Source organism: Paenarthrobacter sp. Y-19, from assembly GCF_029223985.1.
In the GTDB taxonomy this organism is placed as follows: domain Bacteria; phylum Actinomycetota; class Actinomycetes; order Actinomycetales; family Micrococcaceae; genus Arthrobacter; species Arthrobacter nicotinovorans.
This window is the reverse complement of the sequence record NZ_CP119414.1, coordinates 3,095,878-3,118,940: the sequence shown is the minus strand read 5'-3', so window position 1 is coordinate 3,118,940 and position 23,063 is coordinate 3,095,878. Positions and strand designations below refer to the sequence as shown.

The following is a 23,063-nucleotide window of genomic DNA, read 5'->3' as shown; positions in this document are numbered from 1 at the left end:
GCTCGACAGTGAGCGCGCGGATAGTACTAACAGTCACAATTTCCCCAAGGATCAGATTGGCATTTCCTATGCAAGTATAGGAGAAAGTACGCCGGTTATGGTTCTCGCAAAATGGCGTCCGAGACACTGACGGGAAGACCCCGGGCCTTCACCTGAAAAGGACAGGCGGCAGTGATTTGTCCTCGTCCGGAATGCCTATTCGCGTTTGGTGGCGGCTTTGATCTGCCAACCCGACCATATCTTCAGTGCGCCAGCGGACCACGATCGCTTTGAAGTCCGAGGCCGTCGCTGGCAACCGTGTGGGGTGCCCTACCCGCAAACGCGCGCACAGGATGTCCGTAATAATACGGACATCCTGTAAGTCCGACTCAGACTTTCCAGATTCGCCGCCGGACCGCATGTGCACAGTAGGGAGCTGCCCACATCACGTTTGGGCAAGAACGTGACGCGGACAGCCTGCGTCTTATACTAAGGCAACTTACAAAGACTCAAGTAATGGTCTGGATATAACCACCTATCATCTGCGAATTCTTTTGCTTTGTTCATCGCTAGGAGCAAAGGGGGCTTTCCGACGGCCGGGCTGGAGGCATGCTTGTGCTCCCCGGCCACTACAGCAATCTGCGAAGTGATGCTGCTGACTATGGATGCCCGGCAGTTCAGTCCATGGACGAAGAGGCGGTCAATGCAGGCATCAGCGCCGCCCAGATAATTGTAGATCGAAGTGAATATGCCGTTGGAAGACCACTTCGATATAGCGCCCGATCCTGAGTAGACACTTGGAAGTGGGTGGTAGGGATAGCCATTGCCGAGGAGGCCGCATCCAAATTGGCCTTCACCGAACGCTACGTCCTCAATCCGGCTGTTTCCATGTCCTGGAAAATGTCGAATCCGGACGCGCTGGGTAATCGCAGGTGACCAAGGTGCTGCGGACGTTCGCAATCTCTGAGGGCATGGGCCTAGGCGTCTACGGAGTAGATGGCAGGCAGGAGCTACAAAACCGCTGACGTGTCAGCTGCCTGACTCGTTATGACTCGCGCGTATCCGCTAGAAGAGTTGCTTCATTGTTGGCTAGACCCACCATCTCCCTTGGCTGAACCTAGACACATCCACCGCGCATGTTCATTTGAATATGAAGCGGTTAGCAGACGCACAATACAGCTTCCGATGACAGTTCCTAGCGTATTTGTGACAACATCCGTGAGGCTAGCAAAACGGGCAGCTATGAACAGAAGCTGTCCCAGTTCCATGCAAGTAGAGGTCATCAAGCCTAAGCTAGCCAGCTGCCACCATGCTTTGGCGGGCAGCGCCATGGCAATCAGAATTCCGAATGGAATGAACATTGCGACATTTGCGGAAGCCTCGATGAGGTGGTAATTAAACCAGCCGGGCACGCCATGACTATGGAGATATTTGAGCGCTGCCTCCAAGAATCCATGAAGTGGTTTGTCTACAGGCGTTGGCCAAAAGCCAACTATTGCCAGGACCGCGATGTAGACAGTGAGGACTCGTCGCCAAGGTAGAGGGTTCTTCAAGCACGCCTTCACTAAGTTCGAATCAAGGCCCAAGCGCTGACGCCTATCGATGCCGCCGCAAGAAGCCCTAGTAGGACATACTTCGGGAATCCTTGTGGTACTGAAGCCGGTCCCAGGATTGGGAAGCGAAGCTCGGTAAGCCACCTACGTCTTCTCCAATGTCGCCCCATAGTCCCTATGGATACCACAGTGAACTTGCTTGAGGAAACGAAACCGAAAAAAGAAGGGTGGTTTGCCAACAAGAAAATCTTGCCGACAAACCACCCTCAGTGGTTCAAACCTATCAGGCAGAAACCTCGGTGCTCTTCGCACGACGGCGAGCTACCACGACGGATGCCGTGCCGGCTGCCAGTGCGCCTGCGCCCACCAGGGACCACAGGATGAGGCTAGAGTCAGCGCCGGTGTTTGCCAGAGGCACTCCCCCCGTGTTTGCCAAGCCCGTACCAGTACCCGTAGTGCTGCCCGTATTGGAGAGAGCGGCGCCTCCGACAACTACCGTGACAGGGCCGACAGTGACGCCGGAGGTGTTCCCGGTGGCGGTGACGGCATAAGCGCCGGGCTCGTTGATTACGATCGAGGTCGAGAATGCACCGTTTCCATCTGCGACTGCAGACAATGTGGACGGGGCCAGTGGAATGCGTGCTGCCACCGAGAGGCTTCCAGCGGAAACACTACCGCCACTGGCGGCCGGCGTCCCCGTGGGTGTAACCGTGATGGTGATACCTTCGCCCGGTGTGAAGCCCGTGCCGCTGAAGACAAAAGCTTCACCCGGCGCCACGGAAGCGTCGGAGACGGCAACGCTGGTGTTCGGCGCTGGGTAGTTGGCGTTGCCTGCTACAGCCGGTACTGCGCCGAGAAGTGCAATGGAACCTGCGAGCGTGAGTGCTGCAAGAGATTTCCTCATGTGTGTCCCCCCTGAGACCTTTTGGTACGACGTGGTGTTTGGAGATTTCCGAGACCCTACGAGACCGTAAGTGAAATCTCATGTGCTGCCCACATAGAACTTACCATTTAATACCTGCAAGCAGCAAAGAAAATCCAAACCCGTTACAAAGGATTAACGTCGGCGTCTCACCTTATTCACAGGGGGAGGAGCTTGAGGTCTGCAGCACATCCTTGACGGCTTGGGTTGTTGGTGTGACAACCAGCTTCGGATCTGCATGTTGAACGATGTGACCGAAGTTGAAGTCCAATACAGTACTCTCCCCTGGGGCGAGCTGGATGGTGGACGTGCCTACGGCGCGCTGGCTGTGTCGCTGCGCTGCGAAGGGTATTTTTCCCCCATCCTTGACAACTGTGTCAATATTCGACTGAACGGGGCCATACGCAACTATGTTTGTCTGAACAGAGCCGGGAGGGATGCCGAACTCTCCGTCACCCGTCACGTATCGAGGCAGACTTACGGCAGCGTCCGAGGGAGCTGTGTTTGTGCTGGTGACCCGGACACTGACTTCGCGGTAGCCATCTCGTGTGCAATCCTTCACGATTTGCACGCTGCGTTTGATCCAGTAATCCATCTTGGCGCCCGTGCCATCGTTGAAGTACACGCCGAACTGCGCAGGTGATATAGCAGTGCCTGAGATCATTCCGCCGATGGGGTAGGTGCCAATGACTGACTGCTCGGCAGAAGAACCGGACCACAGGAGGATGCGACGCTCCTCGACGCCTCGGGAGAGTGCTGCTATGAGTTTTTTGGAATCTGTATTTCCTGACGCCACTGCGCCGAATATTTCTTTCGCGGCCCCGGCGAAGTAAATGTCCTGAAGTTTAGGTTCGGTGATTTTTGCGTACGTATCTGACAGCAGAGTCTGGACGACGTTTTTTTCCGTTAACTGGGCGGGCAATTTGCTGCCGATCTGCTGGATCGTGGGGTCTTTGATCTCTACAGGGCCAGTTGCTTCCAGTATGAAGCTCAGTGCGACTGCATCGACCGAGATGACGCCGTCCAGCCTTTCACCCTTGGATTTCTCCCACATCGCATTGGCCGTTTTGGCCGTCGTTGCGAAATCTGGAGTCAGGTTGACGTCCTGCATGAACTTGCCTACGCGTGCCGTGTAGATCGACTTTTGCTCAGCATCCATTGGCATAGGGGGCATGAACGCCCCGAGGGAAGTTGCGCTCGTCTGCGACTCAAGTGTGAGATTACCCTTGTCCACGCTCAGAACGGCCAAGGCGCCGGGGATGCCCCCTGTGGCCCGAGACTCTGCATTGTTTTGCATGAGCAGCAGATAACGTCGCGGGGTATCCACGCCCAACATTGATGGAGCAAGAGTGGCCGCATCGGCGGCGGTCTCAAGATCACCGTTTAGATCCGACAGTTTGCCGATGGCTTCTCTCAAGGGGCCCGAGACCTGCGGCAGTAACTGCCCGGAATCAATTGCTTGCAGACGCCGAGACGATTCCTTAACGGCGTGGGATGCGGCTTTGACGCTAGGTGCTGCGGCTTGAATGGACGCCAGATTCATGGTGCCCGGGCCAGGAGAGAGCGTCTCCCAGTTTAGGGATTGGAAAGCATTAACTAGAGGAGTTGCTCCGAGTCGAGCAACGTCGTCCGCAGATGTTGCCATCTCACTGCCGGCCTGCAAGTTAGGACCCATCCAAGGAACTAGAGACGCTGCCTTCCACAGTGGGTCATTCACGGCGTCTCGTGCAAGGCCAGTATGTCGGGTGAGTCTACCCACGGTGTCTGCTGCACCGTCGGCATCATTGGCAGCAATTTGATGTTTGAGGTCGGGCAACAAGGACATGGCGGACTGTAGCTCTGTCTTGACTGTCGCAGCTTTGAATGCGACCCAGGTGACCGCGCCTATCAGGATTACAGCTAGCCCAGCTGTACAGAGTAGCCAAGCCACCCGTCGGCGACGGCGGGAACCGCGGGAACTGCTGGGACGGTCAGGTCGCCTGCTTTGCGTCACGGACGAGTTCGAGTTTTTCTTGACCATTTGGTGTTGCCGTCCTAGTCCCTCTTTGCAGCCCGTAGTTTGGCGGCGTTCAATTCGTTCATGTCTATCCTTGCTGCAGGTCCAGCTGAAGGCACTCTACTTGAACCGTGTGCGTGAACCATTGAAAAGCATGGGACGGGGCCAACATTTGACTGCTGAATACGCACAGGCTTCCGACATGCGGGTTCGATATCAGAGGCGTGGCCGTCACACACTCGCTAAACTGCTCCGCTGCTTGTAAACACAGCCTTGAAGGTTTTGAAGAGAATTATGACGTCACCCATCAACGACCAGTTTTCGACGTAATAGAGATCGAGCCGGATGCTTTCTTCCCAAGTCAAATTTGAGCGTCCGCTTACTTGCCAGAGCCCGCTCATGCCTGGGCTTACGTACAAGCGCCTGTGCGCCGCGTCGTCGTACAGGGCGACTTCTCCATGCCGCTGGGGGCGTGGGCCGACCAAGCTCATGCTTCCCCCGAGAACGTTAAACAGTTGTGGCAACTCGTCGAGAGAGTACTTACGCAAGCTTCGGCCAATACTGGTGATACGTGGATCATTCTCCACCTTGAAAAGGGGCTTGCCCGCGGTGCCCTGGGCTTCCAAGAGAGTATGCAGCTCCGCATCAGCGTTAACCTTCATCGAGCGGAACTTGTACATATCAAATGTAGTCCCCCGAAGACCGATGCGTTCCTGCCGGTAGAGGATAGGGCCTGGTCCGCTGAGTCGTACCAAGAGGGCAATAATCATGAGCAGGGGAGAGAGCGCCAGAATGAGAAGTCCCGCAATCATGATGTCGAAAGATCGCTTTGCTACACGCTTCCCCCCTGTGAGTTTGGGGGTTGAAACGTGTATGAGGGGGAGCCCGGCGACGGGCTGAGTGTGAATACGCGGGCCAGCGACATCGGTTAGCGCTGGTGCCAAAATCATCCCGATGTCCCGAGCGGAGAGTTCCCACCCCAAGCGGCGTAGGTCCTGGGGGTGAATGTTAACTCCGGCTGAGATCGCCACGGCATCGACTTCGGTGTCAAGAATGGAGGTCAAAATGGAATCGAAGTCACTGCCGACACCAGCCAGAGGAACACTAAAAGGGCCCGAGTTCGCCCTGTCGTGGGGCGCCCCCGGAACATGTGCGGCCACCGGCAGATAACCGGCTTGGGGAGCGCGGAGCAGGGACTGAACCAGATGCTGGGCAGACGACGGACCCCCAATTATTAGCACGCGAGACATGCTTTGTCCGCGTTGCCTGTCTAGGCTGAGGTGCTGCCGAACTAGCCATCTTGCGGCCAAGAGAATCAATGCTCCCGCTGGGAACGCCAAACCAACATATCCTCGAGCAGTATCGATCTTGAGTGCATAGGAGAAGACAGCAACGAAGCCGAACAGCCAAGCCGAGGCCGCAATTACACGTTTGTACTCCTCGCTGCCAGAGCCAAGAATTTTCGCCTCTCGGCTTCCCCAGACCTCCAGCATTAGCCACCAGGCCACTGCGAGTACTGCGGAGAGAACTATATAGTCTGCGTCGCGGATGTCTTGAGTGCTGATGTCACTGAAACCGAAGCGTACGCCAAAGGCTCCAATGACAGCCCATGCGATCACCGCTGCGTCCACAAACCTGAGGCGCCTCGCGTACTTTCCACGCCACTGCGGCAGTCGCACCGCCGTATGTTCGACTGACGAAGTTCCAGATCTGGACACGCTTCCCCCCATTCAGTTGCAGATTTCTAGTGTCGGATCTGTCCGACGTTTTTTCTGTACCAGGCCACGGTCGAGCGTATCCCCGAGCGTAGATCAATGGAGGCATTCCAACCCGAACCTGAGAGTTTAGAAACATCCAACAGCTTTCTAGGTGTGCCGTCAGGCTTCGAAGTATCCCATTGGATGTCCCCTCGGTAACCCACAGCATCAGCCACTATCTCGGCGAGCTCCTGAATCGTGACGTCCTCGCCAGTGCCGACGTTCACCTGCTCAGGGCCATCGTAATTCTCCAAGAGGTGCAAACAAGCTGCCGCCATGTCATCGACATGAAGGAATTCCCGACGCGGAGTCCCGGACCCCCAGTTAGTTACCGTGGCCGCACCCGAGACTGCTGCCTCATCGTAGCGGCGTATTAGAGCCGGGAGTACGTGTGAACCTGTAGGCGAGAAGTTGTCACCGGGCCCGTAAAGATTTGTCGGCATGGCCGAAATCCAGGACAAGCCATATTGGCGCCTCATAGCCTGTACGTGCATTATCCCTGCGATCTTGGCTATTGCATACGCGTCGTTTGTTGGTTCGAGGTGACCTGTAAGCAAGGAGTCTTCGCGAATGGGCTGATCTGCAAACTTTGGATAGATGCAGGAGGAACCGAGGAATAGCAAACGCTCGGTCCCATACTCGAGCGCGGCATCCAAGACATTGACCTGAATCCGCAGATTATCGCTTAAGAAGTCCACGGGGTACGAATTATTCGCCAAGATCCCACCCACTTTTGCCGCTGCAAGAACCACATAACGTGGTTTTGTCTTGGCAAAATAAGCGAATACATCTTCCCGGTTCTTAAGGTCCAGCTCAGACGACGTTTGACCAACCAATCGGCTGAAGCCCTCGGATTGAAGTTTGCGCCAGATTGCTGACCCCACGAGGCCTCTATGCCCAGCTACGTAGAACTGCGCGTCGCGGTCTAGCGGTCGTGGTTGGAAGCCAGTGGAAGTCGTCACTAGTTTTTCCAGCTTTCCAAGTCAACGGCATCGATCCAGTGGTTACCAGCGTGCTTCAGCGCTTCGATGTCCGCGTCAACCATTATGCGAGCGAGCTCGGGCGTAGCGACGGTGGCCTTCCAACCCAACTTCTCGTGGGCCTTAGAAGCATCCCCAACGAGAGCGTCTACCTCCGTCGGACGAAGGTAGCGCTCATCGAATCGAACGTGCTGTTCCCAGTCCAAGCCAGCGTGATCGAAAGCAATCTGAAGGAAGTCGCGGACAGTGTAATCACCGCCCGTGGCAAGAACAAAGTCGTCAGGTTCGTCCACCTGGAGCATCCGCCACATACCCTCTACGTATTCCGCAGCGTAGCCCCAGTCACGAACTGCGTCGAGATTGCCCATGTAGAGGAGGTCCTGTTTCCCTGCTTTTATCGCCGCCACCGCTCTGGTTATCTTACGTGTGACGAATGTTTCACCGCGCCGCGGTGACTCGTGGTTGAAGAGAATGCCATTGACCGCAAACATGCCGTAAGCCTCGCGGTAGTTTTTGGTAACCCAGTAGCTGTATACCTTTGCTGCGCCATACGGCGATCGCGGGTAGAAGGGTGTTTCCTCGTTCTGCGGGGGAGGGGTGGCGCCGAACATCTCCGAGGACGAGGCTTGATAGAACTTCGTGTCTATTCCAGACATTCGAACCGCTTCAAGAAGACGGATGGAACCAACACCAGTCGTGTTTCCTGTGTGTTCTGGCTCGTCGAAGGATACCCGAACGTGCGACTGAGCGGCCAAGTTATAGACTTCGTCGGGCTTGATCTCGGCGAGCAGGGTGACCAGTCGTGCGCCATCGCTCAAGTCGCCGTAATGTAGAAAGAGCTTGGCTTCAGCGTCATGAGGATCGACATAGAGGTGATCGATTCGAGCGGTATTGAACGTTGAAGCCCGGCGAATTAGCCCGTGGACCTCATAGCCCTTCTTGAGCAGAAGTTCAGCCAAGTAGGAACCATCTTGTCCCGTGATACCTGTAATTAGCGCGCGCTTAACCATGCATGCCCCCGTTTTAAGATTTTAGTGATGTGTGGCAGACCTATTGGCTTCGAGCCGAGACGATGGTCGACAGGAACTCATCATAGTGGGCGATCGCTGTGTCTTCAGACAATGTGACACTTCTGAACCTCAGACCGTTAGCAGCTAGACGGCGGGTCATGTCAGGATCCCGGCTCAGGTTCTCAATCGTCTCAACCAGGAGCAAAGGATTAGCTGCGTCAACGCGAACGCCGCCGCCGGACGCGGAAATCTCAGCTGCGGTGACACTCTCGCGATCGGTAGCTGCCACGACAGGAACCCCAGCATTAAAGTAGGATGTCAGTTTACTTGGGACGGCCATATCCTTGACATCCGGAAGTTCGTTGACGAGCAGAAAATCTGCCGCAGAGAGTGCGACCTGGAAGTCTTCGTCCGGGAGCGGATCAACAAAATCTATCTTGGTCAGCCCGGCTGCCAATTCTTCAAGCCTCCGCCTCTGGTTTCCGTCACCCATCAATACGAATCGAAGTGGGCTATTGCGCTCTTCGGCAATACGGGCAGCATTTACAACGTTTTCAAGGCCCTGCTTCATGCCCATGTTTCCCGCGTGAAGGACAACGACCTCGTCTGGCTGCCATTGAAATCTGTCCCGCATCTCCCTTTGCCCACCCGTGGGCGCGGCGGGCAGGTGCGTCCAATTGCGGATGACTCGGACACGATCGGGTGCAACCGACAATGAGTCCACCATGAAGTGGCGGAATCGATCATGAATCGCTGCAACACCATCTGCAGCCCTTAGAACTTTCGACTCGACGCGCCTCATGCCGGCGCCCATGAGACTACCGCCGGACTTCGTTTCCACGATGCCCTGGCTGTAGATGTCCTGAACCCAAAGAGCGACCGCCGGTCGACGGTGACTGAGCCTGGCCCTTGCAATAGCCATGCCACTTGAAAAAAGAGCAGGACTTACCGCAAGCACTACGTCAGGCCTCCCCCATCGTGAAAACAGAAGCCGAAGCCCGAAGCTCAATTCCATATGGATCCGATGAAGAAGTGAGGGCTTCCGAGGGATGTAATGACGGAGTCGCTTTACAACTACACCATTCATTACGGAAGTTGACTTCCAGCCTGTAAATTCTGGGTTTCGCTTCCATTCGGGGTAGTGCGGGTAGCCGGTGAGGACCGTAACCTGGTGTCCTGCGGAAGCGAGTCCCTCTGCCAAGCTTGTAGTGTAGGGTGCGTTGCCCGTTGGCTCCGGTGCGTAGTGGAGACCAAGTATCGTGATGCGAAGTGATGAGTGATTCACAGGGCCAATGCTAGCCTGCGAAACAAGGGGGATCTGAATGGGCTTCAACAAACCAGGCAAGGTGATAGGCGATTCAGGTCACCAGCCGGCGCCTACTAAAATATCTACAATGAACCCACTGAACTGCCTGCAGGACGAAGCTCGCAGCGTACTAACATCCATTCTGCCCGCGGGCACTCGCGTCGCTCTCCTGGATTTTCCAAGGCACCAGAACGCGGGTGATTCGTTCATTTGGCTTGGTGCGTTGGCCTACTTTAAACAGCTTGGTGTGAGAGTTGACTATGTGGCGGATGTCTTCTGCTTTGATCCCTCCGACCTTAGAAAGCGGCTCCCAAAAGGACCGATTCTAATAACTGGGGGTGGAAACTTTGGTGATCGTTGGACTGAGCACCAAGCCTTTCGAGAGCTTGTCGTCAGTGAGTTTCCTGACCGTCAGATTATTCAGCTACCCCAAAGTCTTGATTTCGAGTCAAAACGAGGGCTTGAGCGTGCCCAAAGGGTTCTGAATGCTCACGAAAACCTGACGTTGATGTTCCGTCAGACCGCTGACATGGAGCGCGCAGCCAAATGGTTTCCCAACTCGCGTCATGTTTATTGCCCAGACCTTGCACTCGGGCTTGGTCAAATTGATCGCCCACGACAGGCGAGCTGTGACGTGTTGTTATTGTTGCGAAATGACTCGGAGTCGATAACTCGACGCAACCTTGATTCATTTGCCCAGGTTGTGCATGAAGTAACCGACTGGAGATTGAGTGGAATCAGCCAGCTACTGTGGTTAGCTTACCGGCTCCCAGAGAATGTTGCGAGGGTCCTGAGTCCTTTCCGTTACCCCCTGCAGAGCGTTATTGCGTGGACATATCTGCGGGCGGCGAGGCTGAACCTTGAGGCTAGCGCTAATACGCTTTCTCGGGGTCGTGTGGTAGTTACAGACCGACTCCACGGTATGTTCCTCGGCGCCCTTCTGGGTATCCCAACTATTGCCATGGATAATGCCAACGGTAAAGTTTCTGCAATTTTTAGTGACTATATGGGTAACTTCGAAAATATTCATATGGTTGGTTCGTTGGATGAAGCCGCCGAAAAGGCCGTCGAGATACTAATTTCCGAACAGCGATATTTGCTTCCGTGATCGGAGGGCGCGTGGCTGAAGAGGCTTTACTTACGACGCCGCAGCTACGACCGAGACGCCGCCGGCGAATGCGGCGTGGGCCGTTGGTCGTATTGGGTTATGGCCTAAATGTTGCAGCGACGGGCATAAGCACTATCATTGCGATTCCGCTGATGGTCTCGATTGGAGGTGTTTCTTCTTGGGCTGCTGCGGCCGTGGGACAGTCGATTGGCATTATCGTGACGATTGTTGTTGGCTACGGCTGGGCTCTCTCGGGACCTGCGATAGTAGCGAGAGCCTTTCCCGGCGACTATTCTACTGTGCTGACTGAGTCTAGAAGAACGAGACTCTTTCTCCTATTGCCGACTCTCGCCATAGCAGGACTGTTTTGTTACTTCCTAGTCCCTAACGGTGCTAATAGATTTGCTCTTTTGGGTATCGTCTCAACAGGGCTACTAGGCCTCAGATTGAATTGGTTCTTGATTGGTAAGAGCAAGCCCTTTGTTATGCTCATTGCCGAGGCGATACCCCGCTTGCTGGGAATAGCTCTCGGTCTCTATCTGATGTTCGTCTTCCGAGACATGTCTTTTGCTCTCTTGGGACAGATCGCGGGGATCCTTGCAGGTGTCCTCGTGTGTTCGCTATGGATTCGCCGCTATATTCGCCCCTACTCTGACCTCCCGCATCGGCCTGTAAACAGACTTCGGGAAAACTTACTCGAGCATCGGTTCGGCATGGCCGCGGCCATTGTTTCCGCAATATACAGTAGCGGTCCGCTTCTGATGTTGGGTTACACCTCGCCTTCCTCGGTCGGCCCCTATGCCGTTATGGATCGACTTTCTAAGCAGATGTTCACCGCAGCATCCCCCCTTGTAGATGCCCTAAGGGGTTGGGTGCCGCACCGTGACGGCGTTGTCAGACGCAGTCGAGCTCGTGCCGCTCTGCTTGGCTCCCTGCTTGCTTCCGCCGCAGCCGGGGGGGTCCTTGCTCTGTGGGGTTCGTCGCTCGTCAACATGCTGAGTGCAGGACAGGTACATCCAGATGGGTGGGCCGCCCTTCTGTTCGGACTAACGTTCGCCCTGTCGATATTTTCCATGGTTTTAGGACAAGTCGTCCTGGTCTCACTGGATATGACAAGACAGCTTTTTCACAATGGACTCATTGGTTCAGTAATTGGACTGCTCCTTGTTGTACCTATGAGCCTCATTCTCGGGATGCACGGTGTGTTCGCTGCCCTCTGCTGCGGCCACATAGTCGTAATTTCTTGCAATACGATCGCCTTCAAGAGATCTTCACGGGAGTCAATAAGATGAAAATAGGACGAAGCAGGTCGAGGACGATGTCTAATTCCATGGCCTTGACGGGACAGCCAGGTAGCAAAGATGCTGACAGGCATGAGCCTACTACGAAGGTAATTCCTCTTTCCGAGGCTCCAGGGGAGCGGGAGGCATGGAACAGGTCTTCTTCAGTAATGTACCTGTGGGCGGTGGCGGAACGCCTATTCGTCACAAATTCGTGGCAGCCTAGCTCAAAGTTGCGTAACGCAATCCTTCGTCTTTTTGGTGCTGACATTGGGGAGGGAGTTATCTTTCGACCTCGCACCAGAGTTGCGTTTCCATGGAAGCTGGTCATTGGAGCGAACTCGTGGATAGGTGAAGGTGTGTGGATTCATAACCAGAATCACCTGACCATTGGCGCAAATGCGGTTATTTCTCAGGACACATTCCTTACCACTGGAAGTCATGCGCTTAGGAGAGACATGGCACTCATAACGAGCCCTATTGTCATCGAAGATGGGGTTTGGGTGACTTCGCGTTGTGTTGTGCTGGGGGGAACTCGCATCGGTACTTCAGCCGTAATAGGTCCAAATTCTGTGGTGAAAGGTGAAATCCCGCCTAACACAATTTGGTCCGGGAATCCACTAGCAGAGCACGGGACCCGGTTTCCGGTGACCCTGAAGGAAATGGGACTGTCTTGAGAATCCTACACGTAGTAACTTTGCTGACACCTGACAACGCCTATGGTGGCCCCCTCAGAGTAGCTGTAAATCAGGTCCGTGAGCTGCGAGCTCAGGGTCACGAAGTCGACCTGGTGGCCGGCGTGTCTGGATTCCACCGAATTCCGGAGACCGTCGATGGGGTGGAGATTCGCCTCTTTCCGGTCGCAAATTTGGTGCCAGGCACGGGCTTCGCCGGACTCCTTTCTTGGAGGATGCTTCGCTACCTGGTCCGCAACATGAGGACCTATGATGTCGTTCACGTTCATCTGGCGCGTGACCTTGTGACTCTCCCAGCCGCAGCCCTCGCTTTACTTTGGCGGAGAGCCTACGTTTTGCAGACTCACGGAATGATAGATGCTTCAGATCGTCGGTTGGCGAAGGTTCTGGACTTTTTTATCACCAGAGCCGTTGTGGGCCGAGCAAAGGCGGTCCTGTATCTTACCGAGCTAGAAAAGGACTCATTAGCATCGCTATTCGGTTTGTCGTCGGCTATGTTAACCCCGCTTCCAAACGGCGTCCCCCTAACTCAGTGTCGCGGCACAAAATCTGAGGTCCTAGACGTTTTGTATCTGGCGCGGCTTCAAGCGCGTAAGAGGCCCATGGAGTTTCTCAAAGCAGCTAAAGAGATTGGTCCGGGCATTTCGGAAACTACCGCGCGGTTCTCGTTGGTAGGGCCAGATGAAGGCGAAGGCACTAGCGTCAAAGCTTTCATCGCAACCTTGCCGGATTCTCCGCCAGTGGTACTTGAAGGGCCTCTAGGTCCTGACGAGACACTTGCTCGCATGGAATCGGCCGCTATCTACGTCCTTCCGTCAGTGGACGAGCCGTTTCCAATGTCAGTCCTCGAAGCAATGTCGGTTGGCCTTCCTGTGGTCATAACTAAATCGAATGGACTGGCACCCTTTGTTGAACGTCATGCGGCCGGCATCGTCATTGATGTGAACGAGGGTGCGCTTGCGGCACCGCTTAGGATGTTGATGCAAGACGCCGAAATGCGCGAGCGTATGGGGGAGAATGCCCGTCGTGCAGCGTCTGAGCACTTCTCGATTGCAGCTGTTGCCAAACAACTTCATTTGGTTTATATGAATATCGCTAAATCTTCAAGCGGAACGCGTCGTTTTATGATTGGTGCTGAGTCGTGACTGTTCGCTTTGCGGTTCTGGCACACGATGACGCTGAAATGCTACGACGGCTTTGCTTGAAACTTCAACCATTTTCTGTTTGGGTCCATTTGGACAAATCGGTCCCCATGGGTAGATATCTTGCGTCCGCCAACGGGCCGATGCCAAGTAACGTGGTGTTCGTTTCGCGGAGGTACAGCGTCAATTGGGGCGGTTTCTCGGTCGTGCAGGCGATGAAATCATGTGCCAGTGCCGCCATTCAGCATGCGGAGCCTGTTGATTACGTTGTGTTTCTCAGCGGACGCTGCTATCCGATACGTCCAGTTATTGAATTGGAGGAGCTCCTTTCCAAGAGCGCTGGGCAGCAGTTCGTGCGGGTGTACAGGCTCGATTCGCAAACTTCGTCATGGCACGTGGATCGCTACGCTCGTCGGCATTGGTTTGACCTGCCCTTCCCGCGAAGGACGCGAAAAATCGTAAAGCGCCTCACTCGGTATACGATGAAAAAACTCACGATCTGGCCGCCGCCGCGGCGGACGAACTTGAAAGTGGTTGCTGGCTCTCAGTGGATGGCGTTGACCGCTGACTGTGTACGCGACGCCCTATCCGCCCTGGAGACAAGGGAGTACGCCGTATTCCGCAATGCATTCGCTCCGGATGAAATGGCAATTCAGACATTTGTTTACAACTCGAAGTGGGCATCTAGTGTTAGTTCAGGTGGACCTGAAACACTTCCTGGCGAGGACATATCTAGTCTTCCGAACTTCCACTACTTGAGACCCGCTCTGGAAGGCCTAGCCACGGAAGATGATTTCTACGCAGCCAAGTTGAGCGGTGCTTTTTTCCTACGTAAACTTGATTCAAGTTCCTCTGTGCTAGAAGTTATTGATGCATCTTTGAGGTCGTCAACAGTCGACTAAAGCCGCGGTTCTTCCTCAATATAACCCTTTGTGTAGCTGGGTTCCGACATGCGTAAAGGGCCTGGAGAGCGCCGGTCGAATATATTCTGCTCTTGAGCGCATCCGCGGCTAGACTCCATTGCTCGTCGACTGATCCGTCGGTTTCGAAGATGGATGCAGCACTGGTGCGATCACTTCTATCGCCGTTGGTTATCGTCCGAGTCCACGCTCCGTCTACTCAACAGAGACGGAGCGTCGAGGCGCGAAGGGCCGTTCTGTCTTCGCAGGTCTGCAGGAGCGCGAGCGTCAGGGTCACCAAAAGTGGTTTGCAGCTGGGGACTCGGAACGTGACCGGCTGGAGAGCGCGGCTGCGAGACATGAACTCTCAGGCGCCCGTGACAGCCGGTATGATGACTATGACAAGTTTGGAAATACCGCCATTCGGGCGTCTAGTTCGCAAGCCGGCCTAGGATTGACGCAGGGGGATTTACGTTGGATTTACGCGACTACGGCCGGGTACTTCGTCGAAACTGGCTGGTTATCGTCGCCCTGACGATGGTTGGTTTGTTGGTAGGTGGCGCATCGGCACTATTGGCTCAGCCTACGTATACTGCGGAAGCCAAGTTGTTTGTGGCTATTCAAGGCTCGGGAAGCGTTTCGGAGCTTCAGCAGGGAAACACGTTTAGTCAGGCGCGAGTTCAGTCATACGTAAAGACCGTGACCAGTCCCATCGTCCTTCAGCCCGCCATCGATTCGTTGGGGCTTGATGAGAACGTCGATGATTTATCGCGTCGCGTCAAAGCCAGTACGGAGCTGAATACGGTCATCATTAACGTGTCCGCGAGTGACAGGTCGCCCGTTCAAGCGGCGGCTATTGCACAGGCGATTGCAAACAGTTTGGTTCAAGCCGTAGATACCTTGGAGCGGCCCAAGGCCGGAGGCACGTCTCCGGTGAGCCTGTCAATCATTACTCCAGCACAGGCGCCCACCGCACCTTCCGCTCCCAACACCAGGGTAAACATAATTCTGGGCCTAGTGATTGGCCTCGCACTCGGAATAGGGGCAGCTGTGCTCCGAGGCAAGCTCGACAGTCGAATTCGTGGTGAGGCGGATCTCCGTCGAGTGACGGACTCGCCTCTCCTCGGGGGCATTGCATTCGACGCGGATGCTACCCGGAAGCCTCTACTTACCCAAACCCCCGCGCAAAGTCCGCGGGCTGAGTCTTTCCGCCAGCTCAGAACAAATCTGCAGTTCGCCAATGTTGCGGGCCACGCCAAGACAGTTCTGATCTCATCTTCCCTTCCGTCCGAGGGCAAAAGCACGACTGCAACGAACCTCGCTATCGCACTGGCGCAGGCTGGACAAGCCGTGTGCCTCATTGACGCTGACCTAAGGCGCCCAATGGTCAGCGAATATCTAGGGTTGGATCGAAATGCTGGGCTTACGACCTGTCTAGTGGGCCAGACCGACGTTAACGACGTCCTGCAACCTTGGGGTGAAGAGAACCTCTTTGTCCTCACATCCGGCCAGATACCTCCGAATCCAAGCGAACTTTTAGGTTCGGATGAGATGAAGACGCTGATTCTCCGCCTTGAAAGCGCTTTTGACACCGTTGTAATTGACGCGCCTCCTCTGCTGCCTGTAACCGATGCTGCGGTCCTGTCGCAACACGTTGGGGGAGTGGTGATGGTCGTTGCGGCACAACAAACGAGGTCGCAAGATCTCCAGAAATCGCTAAACGCTTTGGAGCTTGTTCAGGCGAACCTTCTCGGTGTCATTCTGAACCGCTTGCCGGTAAAGGGGCCGGACGCGTACGCCTATAGCTACTACAACAACGCTGAATCGCAGTCGGCTCCTCCCCGTGAAGAGAGTGCTGCACGCCAGAATAGTTCATCTGGAAACACGCCCGCTGAGAACGCGTATCGGCCCGCGCGAGTGCTGCCGCGGTCAAGGTAACTTCGCGGAGGTGGCGGTACGGGCGGGCCTCATGGCCAGAGTGCGCATTGGATGCGCGGGAATGCCATCGCCGAGGCTTCTAAACTGAATCGCAAGCCACAATCCCAAGATTAGCCTTGTTGCTAGAACTTTCCGAGGAGTTACATGCGCGCCGATAATAAGCCAAGCATCGGTGAGCCTGTCCTTTTCACCTACGGCCTGCTAGGTCTGTGCCTAATGTCGCCGGTCCTCCTATTTGCCCTGACTATTTCAAATACGAACCAAGCGGATGGCTTCGGCTTTATATTGATAATGGTGCTGGCGGGCGTCAGGATATCTTGGATACTGAGTTCATCATATCGGCACTTGTATGAAATGATTTTTTGGTTATTTACCTACGTTTTTATGGGTGTCGCACCCTTTGTGCAGTCCAGGGCAGATTTTTGGCCCGGAACAACGCCAGGAATAAATCTTTCGTTCTTGGAGCCTGCGATAACTGCGACCATTATTGGTTGCCTGTTTGTTATCGCTGGTAGTTGGTTGGCGGGAAAGCGAGCTATCTCCTATCTTCCCAGCAGTATTTCAATTTCACCGCTACGATCGAACATCCTCGCCGGCGTCGCATTATTGTTTTCGATGTTCTATGTCAGCCGCATGGGGCTTTCCACTTTCCTGGAGAGCCGAGTTGCCTTTGCGCGCGTGCGCGCGGGTGTTTGGCCGGAAGAGACGGTGAATGCGATCGTGCTTGCCGCTTCGAGTATGACGTTGTTGGTGGCCTTTCTGGCTCAGATGCAACTCCGCGCGGCTCGGCAATCCCAAGGCCTGCCCGGGCCGCGACTCCTGCCTTTCGTGTTGCTCGTCACTCTGCTATATACGGTCAATCCGCTTAGTAGCCCAAGGTATGTTTTCGGTACAGTGGCCCTGGCCGTTTTGGCTTCCCTTGGAGTATTTGCGACCGTTGGCCGTTTTCGATTAGTGACTGCTTCAGCCCTTTTTGGGCTGGTGGTTCTTTTTCCTGCCATGGATGCATTTCGATACTCGACCACTGGGGAAGTGCAGACTGAGGATCCTCTAAAGTCCATGACCAGTGGCGACTTCGATGCTTTCGCTCAGCTCATTAATACGTTTGAATACGTGCAGAGCGAGGGCATTACCTGGGGAAGGCAGCTGCTGGGGGTTGTCCTTTTTTGGGTTCCTCGATCTTTGTGGCAAGACAAGCCGATCGATACCGGGACGCTGCTAGCAAACTACAAGGGTTATCACTTTGATAATCTTTCGGCTCCCATCTGGGCTGAGCTCTTCATCAATGGAGGGTGGATCTTGCTGGTTTTCGTCATGTTCTTCTTGGGTTATGTGTTCAGAGTTTTAGATCGGAAAGCGGAGAGTATCCTTTCGGTATCTTCTGCACCACCCCTCCTTGGCTGTATTATCCCGTTTTACCTCCTGATTATTCTTCGGGGCTCACTGCTCGCGGCCATGGCTTATTTCGCCGTGATTATGGTCTGCGCTCTATTCGTGATGGAGCGCCGGGTCAAGAGTTCCGGCCCTACACATAGCCTAGGATCGGCGCATATGCGCTAGGTGCGGATGCTCGTATGATGTCGTCATGGCGTGGTGGTTCTGCTAGGGAAACATGCTAGGACTGCACTTTGACTTTCGTCGAATCTAACCTTGAGTTTCTCGGGTGCGCATCGTATGGAAATGGAGCAGGTCTCGTTGCCCGGTCATGTCTGTGCCCATTGTCTGCGGCATCGGCTCAGGCTGGGACGTTGAGTGTTTCTGCGGATCTAGGTAGCCAAGGATCTAAAAATGAATCGGGCTTTCAATCCACCCGCTCCATCCCGAACTCTTCCACGCGGCTGCCCACACCCAGCAGCTCAGCAATCGCAGCAATCGTCCGCTCCGAGGCCAACCCATCCCCATACGGATTAACTGCATTCGCCATGGCCTCGAAGTGCGACTCATCGTTCAGCAGTCGGCTCACCTCGGCCACGATCCGTTCTTCGTCCGTGCCGATCAACGCAACAGTCCCGGCTTCAACGGCCTCGGGGCGCTCTGTGTTGTCGCGCATCACCAGTACAGGCTTGCCGAGGCTCGGTGCTTCCTCCTGGACTCCGCCTGAGTCGGTCAGGACAACGTGGGCCAGGGAGAGCATGCGGGTAAACTCGCCGTAGGCCAAGGGCTCGGTAACCAGAACGTTCGGCTTCCCTTCCAATGCAGGTAACACAGCCTCGCGGACCACGGGGTTCTTGTGGGCCGGCAGAACGATCGTCAGCTCGGGCTCGGCGTCGGCAATGCGGGCCAGCGCCCGGCTAACTCCGCGCATGGCATCCCCCTGGTTCTCGCGTCGGTGCGTCGTCACCAACAACATGCGGCGGCCACTCACAGCAAGCGACTCCAACGCAGGGTCAGAGAACGGCACTTGCTTGTCCACGGTGGTCAGCAATGCGTCGATCACTGAATTTCCGGTGACCACGATGTCTGCAGCAGCAACACCCTCGGCCAGCAGGTTGGCCCGACTGGTAGTGGTGGGAGCCAGGTGTAGGGAAGCGATCTGGCTGGTGATCTTCCGGTTGGCTTCTTCCGGGAAAGGGGAGAGCAGGTTCCCGCTGCGGAGGCCGGCCTCCACGTGGACCACGGGAATGCCGTGATAGAAAGCGGCGATGGCGCCGGCGGTGGAGGTAGTGGTGTCACCCTGGACGATCACCGCATCCGGCTTTCCAGCAGCAAACAGGGAGTCGAGCCCACTCATGGTGCGGGTCATGATGTCCGTCAGGGATTGGCCCGGCTGAAGAATGTTGAGGTCGTGGTCCGGGGTGATCCCAAAAAGCTCGTTGACCTGATCCAGCATTTCCCGGTGCTGACCCGTGACCGTCACTACGCACTCGAAGAGCTCCGACTCCATCAGTGCACGGACAATTGGAGCCATCTTGATGGCTTCCGGCCGGGTCCCAAAGATAGGCATGATGGTGTGCACGTTTTCCCCCAAAAGACCGGCCCGAAGGCGCCCGAAACTAGTGCAATCCTAGCCGTTCATAAGCAAACAGAATTCACCAGAACCCTTAGCATTCGGGGCGTAGCCAGACATCGAACAGTCCACCTGTTTCCACCACGAAGCGCCACAGCCAACCGGCGGGGGAGAGCTGCGGTTTGGTGCCCACCATGTGCACGTCAGCGGCTATGCATTGCTTCATCAAGGAGCCTGCCCGGAGCAGGTGATAGTCGGACGTCACCACAGTCACCGACTTCCAGCCGCGCTCCGCGGCAAGGTCCCGCAGATGGGCGGCTTCACCCCTGGTGTTCAGCGGATCCGGGCGGAAACAATCAAGGTGAGCGTCGCCGTCGTGCGCTTCACAAAACTGATCCGAACCGGCGTTCGCGGGCAATCCCGTGGTGACCACCACCAGGTCCGGAATGCCCAACTGCTCCCGCAAAGCCAAGCCCTCCGGGAGGCGTTCGCTGCTCATGCCGCCCAACACCACAATCGCGTCGGTGCGCTGGGGAGTGGCGTGGGGCGGGTTGTGGAAGAGCTGGTAGGCGGCCATCAGCCACAACAGCCCTGCGAGCATGGCAGCAACAACCGTCCAGATGACTTTTCGCTGGAACGTCACCGGGTATCGACGTCTTCGAACACCAGGAAAGTCTGGGTATCCAGGATGCCCTCCATGGACTGCAGCTGATCGAAGATCACACGGCGGAGGTGGATGTTGTCGGTGGCGCGGACCAGAAGGATGACGTCGAAGTCGCCGCCCACCAAGGCAATGTGGTGGATCTCCGGGATGGCCCGCAGCTGTTCCTTCAACTCCCGCCAGGAATGCTGCTGCACCTTCAACGTCACATACGCGGACGATCGTAGGCCGGCTTTGATTGGATCCACCAGGGCCGTGAACTTGGTCAGCACGCCCTCGCCAGTGAGCCGCGCAATGCGGGAATACGCGTGGGCGCGGCTGATGTGCACGTTCTCGGCTACCTGCGTGATGGACATGCGCCCGTCCGTGGTGAGCTCGCGGATGATGTCGCGGTCCACACTGTCCAGCGGTACGGCGGTCTGCTCCGCCTCGGCCTCGCTCATGGGCTCTCCAATTCGTCTACAGCACAGGCGCGTAACCCAGCTCATAATTGCAATTCGTCTTTCAGAATACCCAGTTTAGGCAAGGTCTTCCATGATTCAGCGGAAAGCTGGATACGAAACTTCAGCGGGGAACATACTGGAAGCACATAGTGGCTAGAGAAGGACGGACCAATGACGATCCACGCAGACCACTCTGCGCCGGAAACGGTTGTAGAGGACCAGGCTGCTGACGTTCGGACAAAATTCGGCATCAGCGTTGAGGACTACATGCTTCCCGCCCGGCACCAGATCCAAATGGTGAACCCGGACGGCACCCTCCGCCCCCATGACGAACAAGGCACCGAACCCGGCCACGAGTACCCCACGCCCGGCGACTCTGAACTGATGGCCGCCTACGAGCAGCTCGTCGTCGGACGCCGCGTCAACGACCAGAACTCGGCGCTCGTCCGGCAGGGCCGCATGGCCGTCTACCCCTCAAGCCACGGCCAGGAAGCCTGCCAGGTGGCAGCTGCCATGTGCCTCAGCGAAGGTGACTGGCTGTTCCCCACCTACCGCGACGCCGTCGCCGTCATGACCCGCGGGGTAGACCCTGTTGAGGTGATGACCATCTTCCGCGGCGACTGGCACGGTGGATACGACCCCAAAGAGCACAACGTCGGCATCCAGTGCACCCCGCTGACCACCCAGTTGCTGCACGCCGTGGGCGTTGCCCATGCCGCCAAGCTGCGCGGTGAAAACACGGTAGTGATGGCCATGTGCGGTGACGGCGCCACCAGCGAAGGTGACTTCCACGAGGCACTGAACTTCGCCGCCGTCTTCCACCTGCCCGTCATCTTCTTCGTGCAGAACAACAAGTACGCCATCTCCGTACCGCTCAGCCACCAGTCCGTGGCGCCGTCGCTGGCCCACAAGGCTGTCGGCTACGGCATGGCAGGTGAGCGCGTTGACGGCAACGACCTCGTCGCGCTGCTCGCCGTGATGGACCGGGCGGTGAAGCTGGCCCGCGAAGGTTCCGGCCCGCTGCTGATCGAGGCCCACACGTACCGCATGCAGGCCCACACCAACGCCGACGACGCCACCCGCTACCGTCCCGACAGCGAAGTGGCCGAATGGCAGGCAAAGGACCCGCTGACCCGCATGAAGTCCTACCTGACGGACAAGGGCCTGTTGGACGACGACGCCAGCAACCGCATCGCCGAGCACGCGGAAGCCGTCGCCACCCAGCTCCGCGAAGGCCTGGGCGAGGACGTCCCGGTGCAGCCGCTGGACCTCTTCAAGTACGTCTTCGCCAAGCCCACGCCGCAGTTGAAGGAGCAGTCAGACATGCTCGCCAGTGAACTTGCCCGCGAGGAGAGCGCAAAATGACCGTCACCACCGCCACCGCCAACGTCAGCGCAGCTACCGCCAGCGCCGCCGCTTCCGCAGCGGCCACCGCCGAGGCAACCGGTCCGCAGAGCCTCACCATGGCCAAGGCTCTCAACACCGCCATGGCCGACGCCATGCGTGCCGACTCCTCCGTGCTGGTCTTCGGCGAGGACGTCGGCATGCTCGGTGGCGTCTTCCGCATCACCGACGGCCTCATGGCCGAATTCGGCGAGCAGCGCTGCTTCGACACCCCGCTCGCAGAATCAGGCATCGTCGGCATGGCTGTGGGCATGGCCATCAACGGCATGCGCCCGGTCATCGAGATGCAGTTCGACGCCTTCGCCTACCCGGCCTTCGAACAGATCGTCAGCCACGTCGCCAAGATGCACAACCGCACCAAGGGCAAGCTCAAAATGCCCATGGTCATCCGTGTTCCCTACGCCGGCGGTATTGGGGGAGTGGAGCACCACTGCGACTCCTCCGAGTCCTACTACGCCCACACCGCAGGCCTGAAGGTCTACACCCCGGCCACCGTCGCCGACGGCTACCGCATGCTCCGCGAAGCCATCGACTCCGATGACCCCGTCATGTTCATGGAACCCAAGAAGCTCTACTGGTCCAAGGACCAGGTGGACCTGGGTGCCCTACGCGCAGAGCACGACGCCGGGACCTCCACTGAGGGCCGCGCGGCTGTCGCCCGTCCCGGCACGGACGCCACGCTCATCGCTTATGGACCGTCCGTTCCCACCGCACTCGCCGCAGCCGCAGCAGCAGCCGAAGAGGGCCGCTCGCTCGAGGTGATCGACGTCCGCACCCTCGTCCCCTTCGACGACGAGACCGTCTGTGCGTCCGTACGCAAGACGGGACGCGCCGTCGTCATCGCCGAAGCCCACGGCTTCGCCTCCGTGTCCTCCGAGATCGTGGCCCGCGTCCAGGAACGCGCGTTCCATTACCTGGCCGCGCCGATCCTCCGCGTGACCGGTTTCGATGTCCCGTTCCCGTCTCCCAAGCTGGAGCACTACTACCTGCCAAGCGTCGACCGCATCCTCGACGCCGTCGACGACCTTCAGTGGGAGGACTAA

General features: G+C 56.6%; 18 protein-coding genes. 8 read left to right on the top strand and 10 right to left on the bottom strand.

The features are described from left to right. Positions 1 to 1,058: 1,058 nt before the first annotated feature. The 7 genes from PYR64_RS14570 to PYR64_RS14540 form a co-directional block, all read right to left on the bottom strand. A complete protein-coding gene (locus PYR64_RS14570; RefSeq protein WP_275779973.1) occupies positions 1,059 to 1,544 on the bottom strand; it encodes a VanZ family protein in 486 nt (161 codons plus the stop codon). Between the two features lie 271 nt (positions 1,545 to 1,815). Continuing rightward, positions 1,816 to 2,436 carry an LPXTG cell wall anchor domain-containing protein gene (locus PYR64_RS14565; RefSeq protein ID WP_275775925.1) on the bottom strand — a complete coding sequence of 207 codons (621 nt, stop codon included), beginning with the start codon at positions 2,434 to 2,436 and terminating at the stop codon, positions 1,816 to 1,818. A gap of 172 nt (positions 2,437 to 2,608) precedes the next feature. Next, entirely contained in the window at positions 2,609 to 4,279 is a 1,671-nt protein-coding gene (locus tag PYR64_RS14560; protein ID WP_275775922.1) for a DUF4012 domain-containing protein, read from the bottom strand. A gap of 413 nt (positions 4,280 to 4,692) precedes the next feature. Further along, complete coding sequence (locus PYR64_RS14555; protein ID WP_275775920.1) at positions 4,693 to 6,081, bottom strand: sugar transferase; 1,389 nt, start codon at positions 6,079 to 6,081, stop codon at positions 4,693 to 4,695. A 113-nt stretch (positions 6,082 to 6,194) separates the two neighbouring features. Beyond that, entirely contained in the window at positions 6,195 to 7,169 is a 975-nt protein-coding gene (locus PYR64_RS14550) for a GDP-L-fucose synthase (protein ID WP_275775918.1), read from the bottom strand. After that, a complete protein-coding gene (gmd, locus tag PYR64_RS14545; RefSeq protein ID WP_275775916.1) occupies positions 7,169 to 8,197 on the bottom strand; it encodes a GDP-mannose 4,6-dehydratase in 1,029 nt (342 codons plus the stop codon). Before gmd ends, PYR64_RS14550 begins: the two co-directional genes overlap by 1 nt. A gap of 40 nt (positions 8,198 to 8,237) precedes the next feature. Next, positions 8,238 to 9,482, bottom strand: a complete 1,245-nt coding sequence (locus PYR64_RS14540; protein ID WP_275775914.1) for a glycosyltransferase family 4 protein — start codon at positions 9,480 to 9,482, stop codon at positions 8,238 to 8,240. 37 nt (positions 9,483 to 9,519) lie between these two features. On the opposite strand from PYR64_RS14540, the gene PYR64_RS14535 reads away from it, so the two are divergent. From PYR64_RS14535 to PYR64_RS14510, 6 genes are all read left to right on the top strand, one after another. After that, positions 9,520 to 10,611, top strand: a complete 1,092-nt coding sequence (locus tag PYR64_RS14535) for a polysaccharide pyruvyl transferase family protein (RefSeq protein WP_275775912.1) — start codon at positions 9,520 to 9,522, stop codon at positions 10,609 to 10,611. Positions 10,612 to 10,763: 152 nt separating this feature from the next. Next, positions 10,764 to 11,903, top strand: a complete 1,140-nt coding sequence (locus tag PYR64_RS14530) for a hypothetical protein (RefSeq protein WP_275775910.1) — start codon at positions 10,764 to 10,766, stop codon at positions 11,901 to 11,903. Next, positions 11,900 to 12,568, top strand: coding sequence for an acetyltransferase (locus PYR64_RS21770; protein WP_345799335.1), 669 nt, complete (start codon positions 11,900 to 11,902; stop codon positions 12,566 to 12,568). The genes PYR64_RS14530 and PYR64_RS21770 overlap by 4 nt, the downstream gene beginning before the upstream one ends. Continuing rightward, positions 12,496 to 13,731 carry a glycosyltransferase gene (locus PYR64_RS14520; protein ID WP_345799334.1) on the top strand — a complete coding sequence of 412 codons (1,236 nt, stop codon included), beginning with the start codon at positions 12,496 to 12,498 and terminating at the stop codon, positions 13,729 to 13,731. The genes PYR64_RS21770 and PYR64_RS14520 overlap by 73 nt, the downstream gene beginning before the upstream one ends. Positions 13,732 to 15,101: 1,370 nt before the next feature. Beyond that, positions 15,102 to 16,565, top strand: coding sequence for a polysaccharide biosynthesis tyrosine autokinase (locus PYR64_RS14515; protein WP_275775906.1), 1,464 nt, complete (start codon positions 15,102 to 15,104; stop codon positions 16,563 to 16,565). A gap of 144 nt (positions 16,566 to 16,709) precedes the next feature. Beyond that, the gene (locus PYR64_RS14510; RefSeq protein ID WP_275775905.1) at positions 16,710 to 18,125 is read left to right on the top strand and encodes a hypothetical protein; all 1,416 of its coding nucleotides are present in this window, start codon (positions 16,710 to 16,712) and stop codon (positions 18,123 to 18,125) included. 241 nt (positions 18,126 to 18,366) lie between these two features. On the opposite strand, the gene wecB is transcribed toward PYR64_RS14510, so the two are convergent. The 3 genes from wecB to PYR64_RS14495 all read right to left on the bottom strand — a co-directional run bounded on the left by wecB (position 18,367) and on the right by PYR64_RS14495 (position 20,616). Further along, the gene (wecB, locus tag PYR64_RS14505) at positions 18,367 to 19,509 is read right to left on the bottom strand and encodes a UDP-N-acetylglucosamine 2-epimerase (non-hydrolyzing) (RefSeq protein WP_275775903.1); all 1,143 of its coding nucleotides are present in this window, start codon (positions 19,507 to 19,509) and stop codon (positions 18,367 to 18,369) included. A gap of 97 nt (positions 19,510 to 19,606) precedes the next feature. Further along, positions 19,607 to 20,155 carry a YdcF family protein gene (locus PYR64_RS14500; RefSeq protein ID WP_275775901.1) on the bottom strand — a complete coding sequence of 183 codons (549 nt, stop codon included), beginning with the start codon at positions 20,153 to 20,155 and terminating at the stop codon, positions 19,607 to 19,609. Beyond that, on the bottom strand, positions 20,152 to 20,616 hold the full coding sequence (locus PYR64_RS14495) for an Lrp/AsnC family transcriptional regulator (protein ID WP_018776870.1): 465 nt from the start codon (positions 20,614 to 20,616) through the stop codon (positions 20,152 to 20,154). Before PYR64_RS14495 ends, PYR64_RS14500 begins: the two co-directional genes overlap by 4 nt. Before the next feature lie 171 nt (positions 20,617 to 20,787). Here PYR64_RS14495 and pdhA point away from each other — a divergent pair, with 171 nt between their 5' ends. Both pdhA and PYR64_RS14485 read left to right on the top strand, forming a co-directional pair. Next, the gene (pdhA, locus tag PYR64_RS14490) at positions 20,788 to 21,981 is read left to right on the top strand and encodes a pyruvate dehydrogenase (acetyl-transferring) E1 component subunit alpha (protein ID WP_275775899.1); all 1,194 of its coding nucleotides are present in this window, start codon (positions 20,788 to 20,790) and stop codon (positions 21,979 to 21,981) included. Further along, a complete protein-coding gene (locus PYR64_RS14485; protein WP_039242626.1) occupies positions 21,978 to 23,063 on the top strand; it encodes an alpha-ketoacid dehydrogenase subunit beta in 1,086 nt (361 codons plus the stop codon). The genes pdhA and PYR64_RS14485 overlap by 4 nt, the downstream gene beginning before the upstream one ends.

Excerpts from the sequence above, each read along its gene's own strand:
- PYR64_RS14565 (WP_275775925.1), bottom strand. The coding sequence starts at position 2,436 with ATGAGGAAATCTCTTGCAGCACTCACGCTCGCAGGTTCCATTGCACTT.
- PYR64_RS14560 (WP_275775922.1), bottom strand. The coding sequence starts at position 4,279 with ATGTCCTTGTTGCCCGACCTCAAACATCAAATTGCTGCCAATGATGCC.
- gmd (WP_275775916.1), bottom strand. The coding sequence starts at position 8,197 with ATGGTTAAGCGCGCGCTAATTACAGGTATCACGGGACAAGATGGTTCC.
- PYR64_RS14535 (WP_275775912.1), top strand. The coding sequence starts at position 9,520 with ATGGGCTTCAACAAACCAGGCAAGGTGATAGGCGATTCAGGTCACCAG.
- PYR64_RS14530 (WP_275775910.1), top strand. The coding sequence starts at position 10,764 with ATGGTCTCGATTGGAGGTGTTTCTTCTTGGGCTGCTGCGGCCGTGGGA.
- PYR64_RS21770 (WP_345799335.1), top strand. The coding sequence starts at position 11,900 with ATGAAAATAGGACGAAGCAGGTCGAGGACGATGTCTAATTCCATGGCC.
- PYR64_RS14510 (WP_275775905.1), top strand. The coding sequence starts at position 16,710 with ATGCGCGCCGATAATAAGCCAAGCATCGGTGAGCCTGTCCTTTTCACC.
- wecB (WP_275775903.1), bottom strand. The coding sequence starts at position 19,509 with ATGCCTATCTTTGGGACCCGGCCGGAAGCCATCAAGATGGCTCCAATT.
- PYR64_RS14495 (WP_018776870.1), bottom strand. The coding sequence starts at position 20,616 with ATGAGCGAGGCCGAGGCGGAGCAGACCGCCGTACCGCTGGACAGTGTG.
- pdhA (WP_275775899.1), top strand. The coding sequence starts at position 20,788 with ATGACGATCCACGCAGACCACTCTGCGCCGGAAACGGTTGTAGAGGAC.
- PYR64_RS14485 (WP_039242626.1), top strand. The coding sequence starts at position 21,978 with ATGACCGTCACCACCGCCACCGCCAACGTCAGCGCAGCTACCGCCAGC.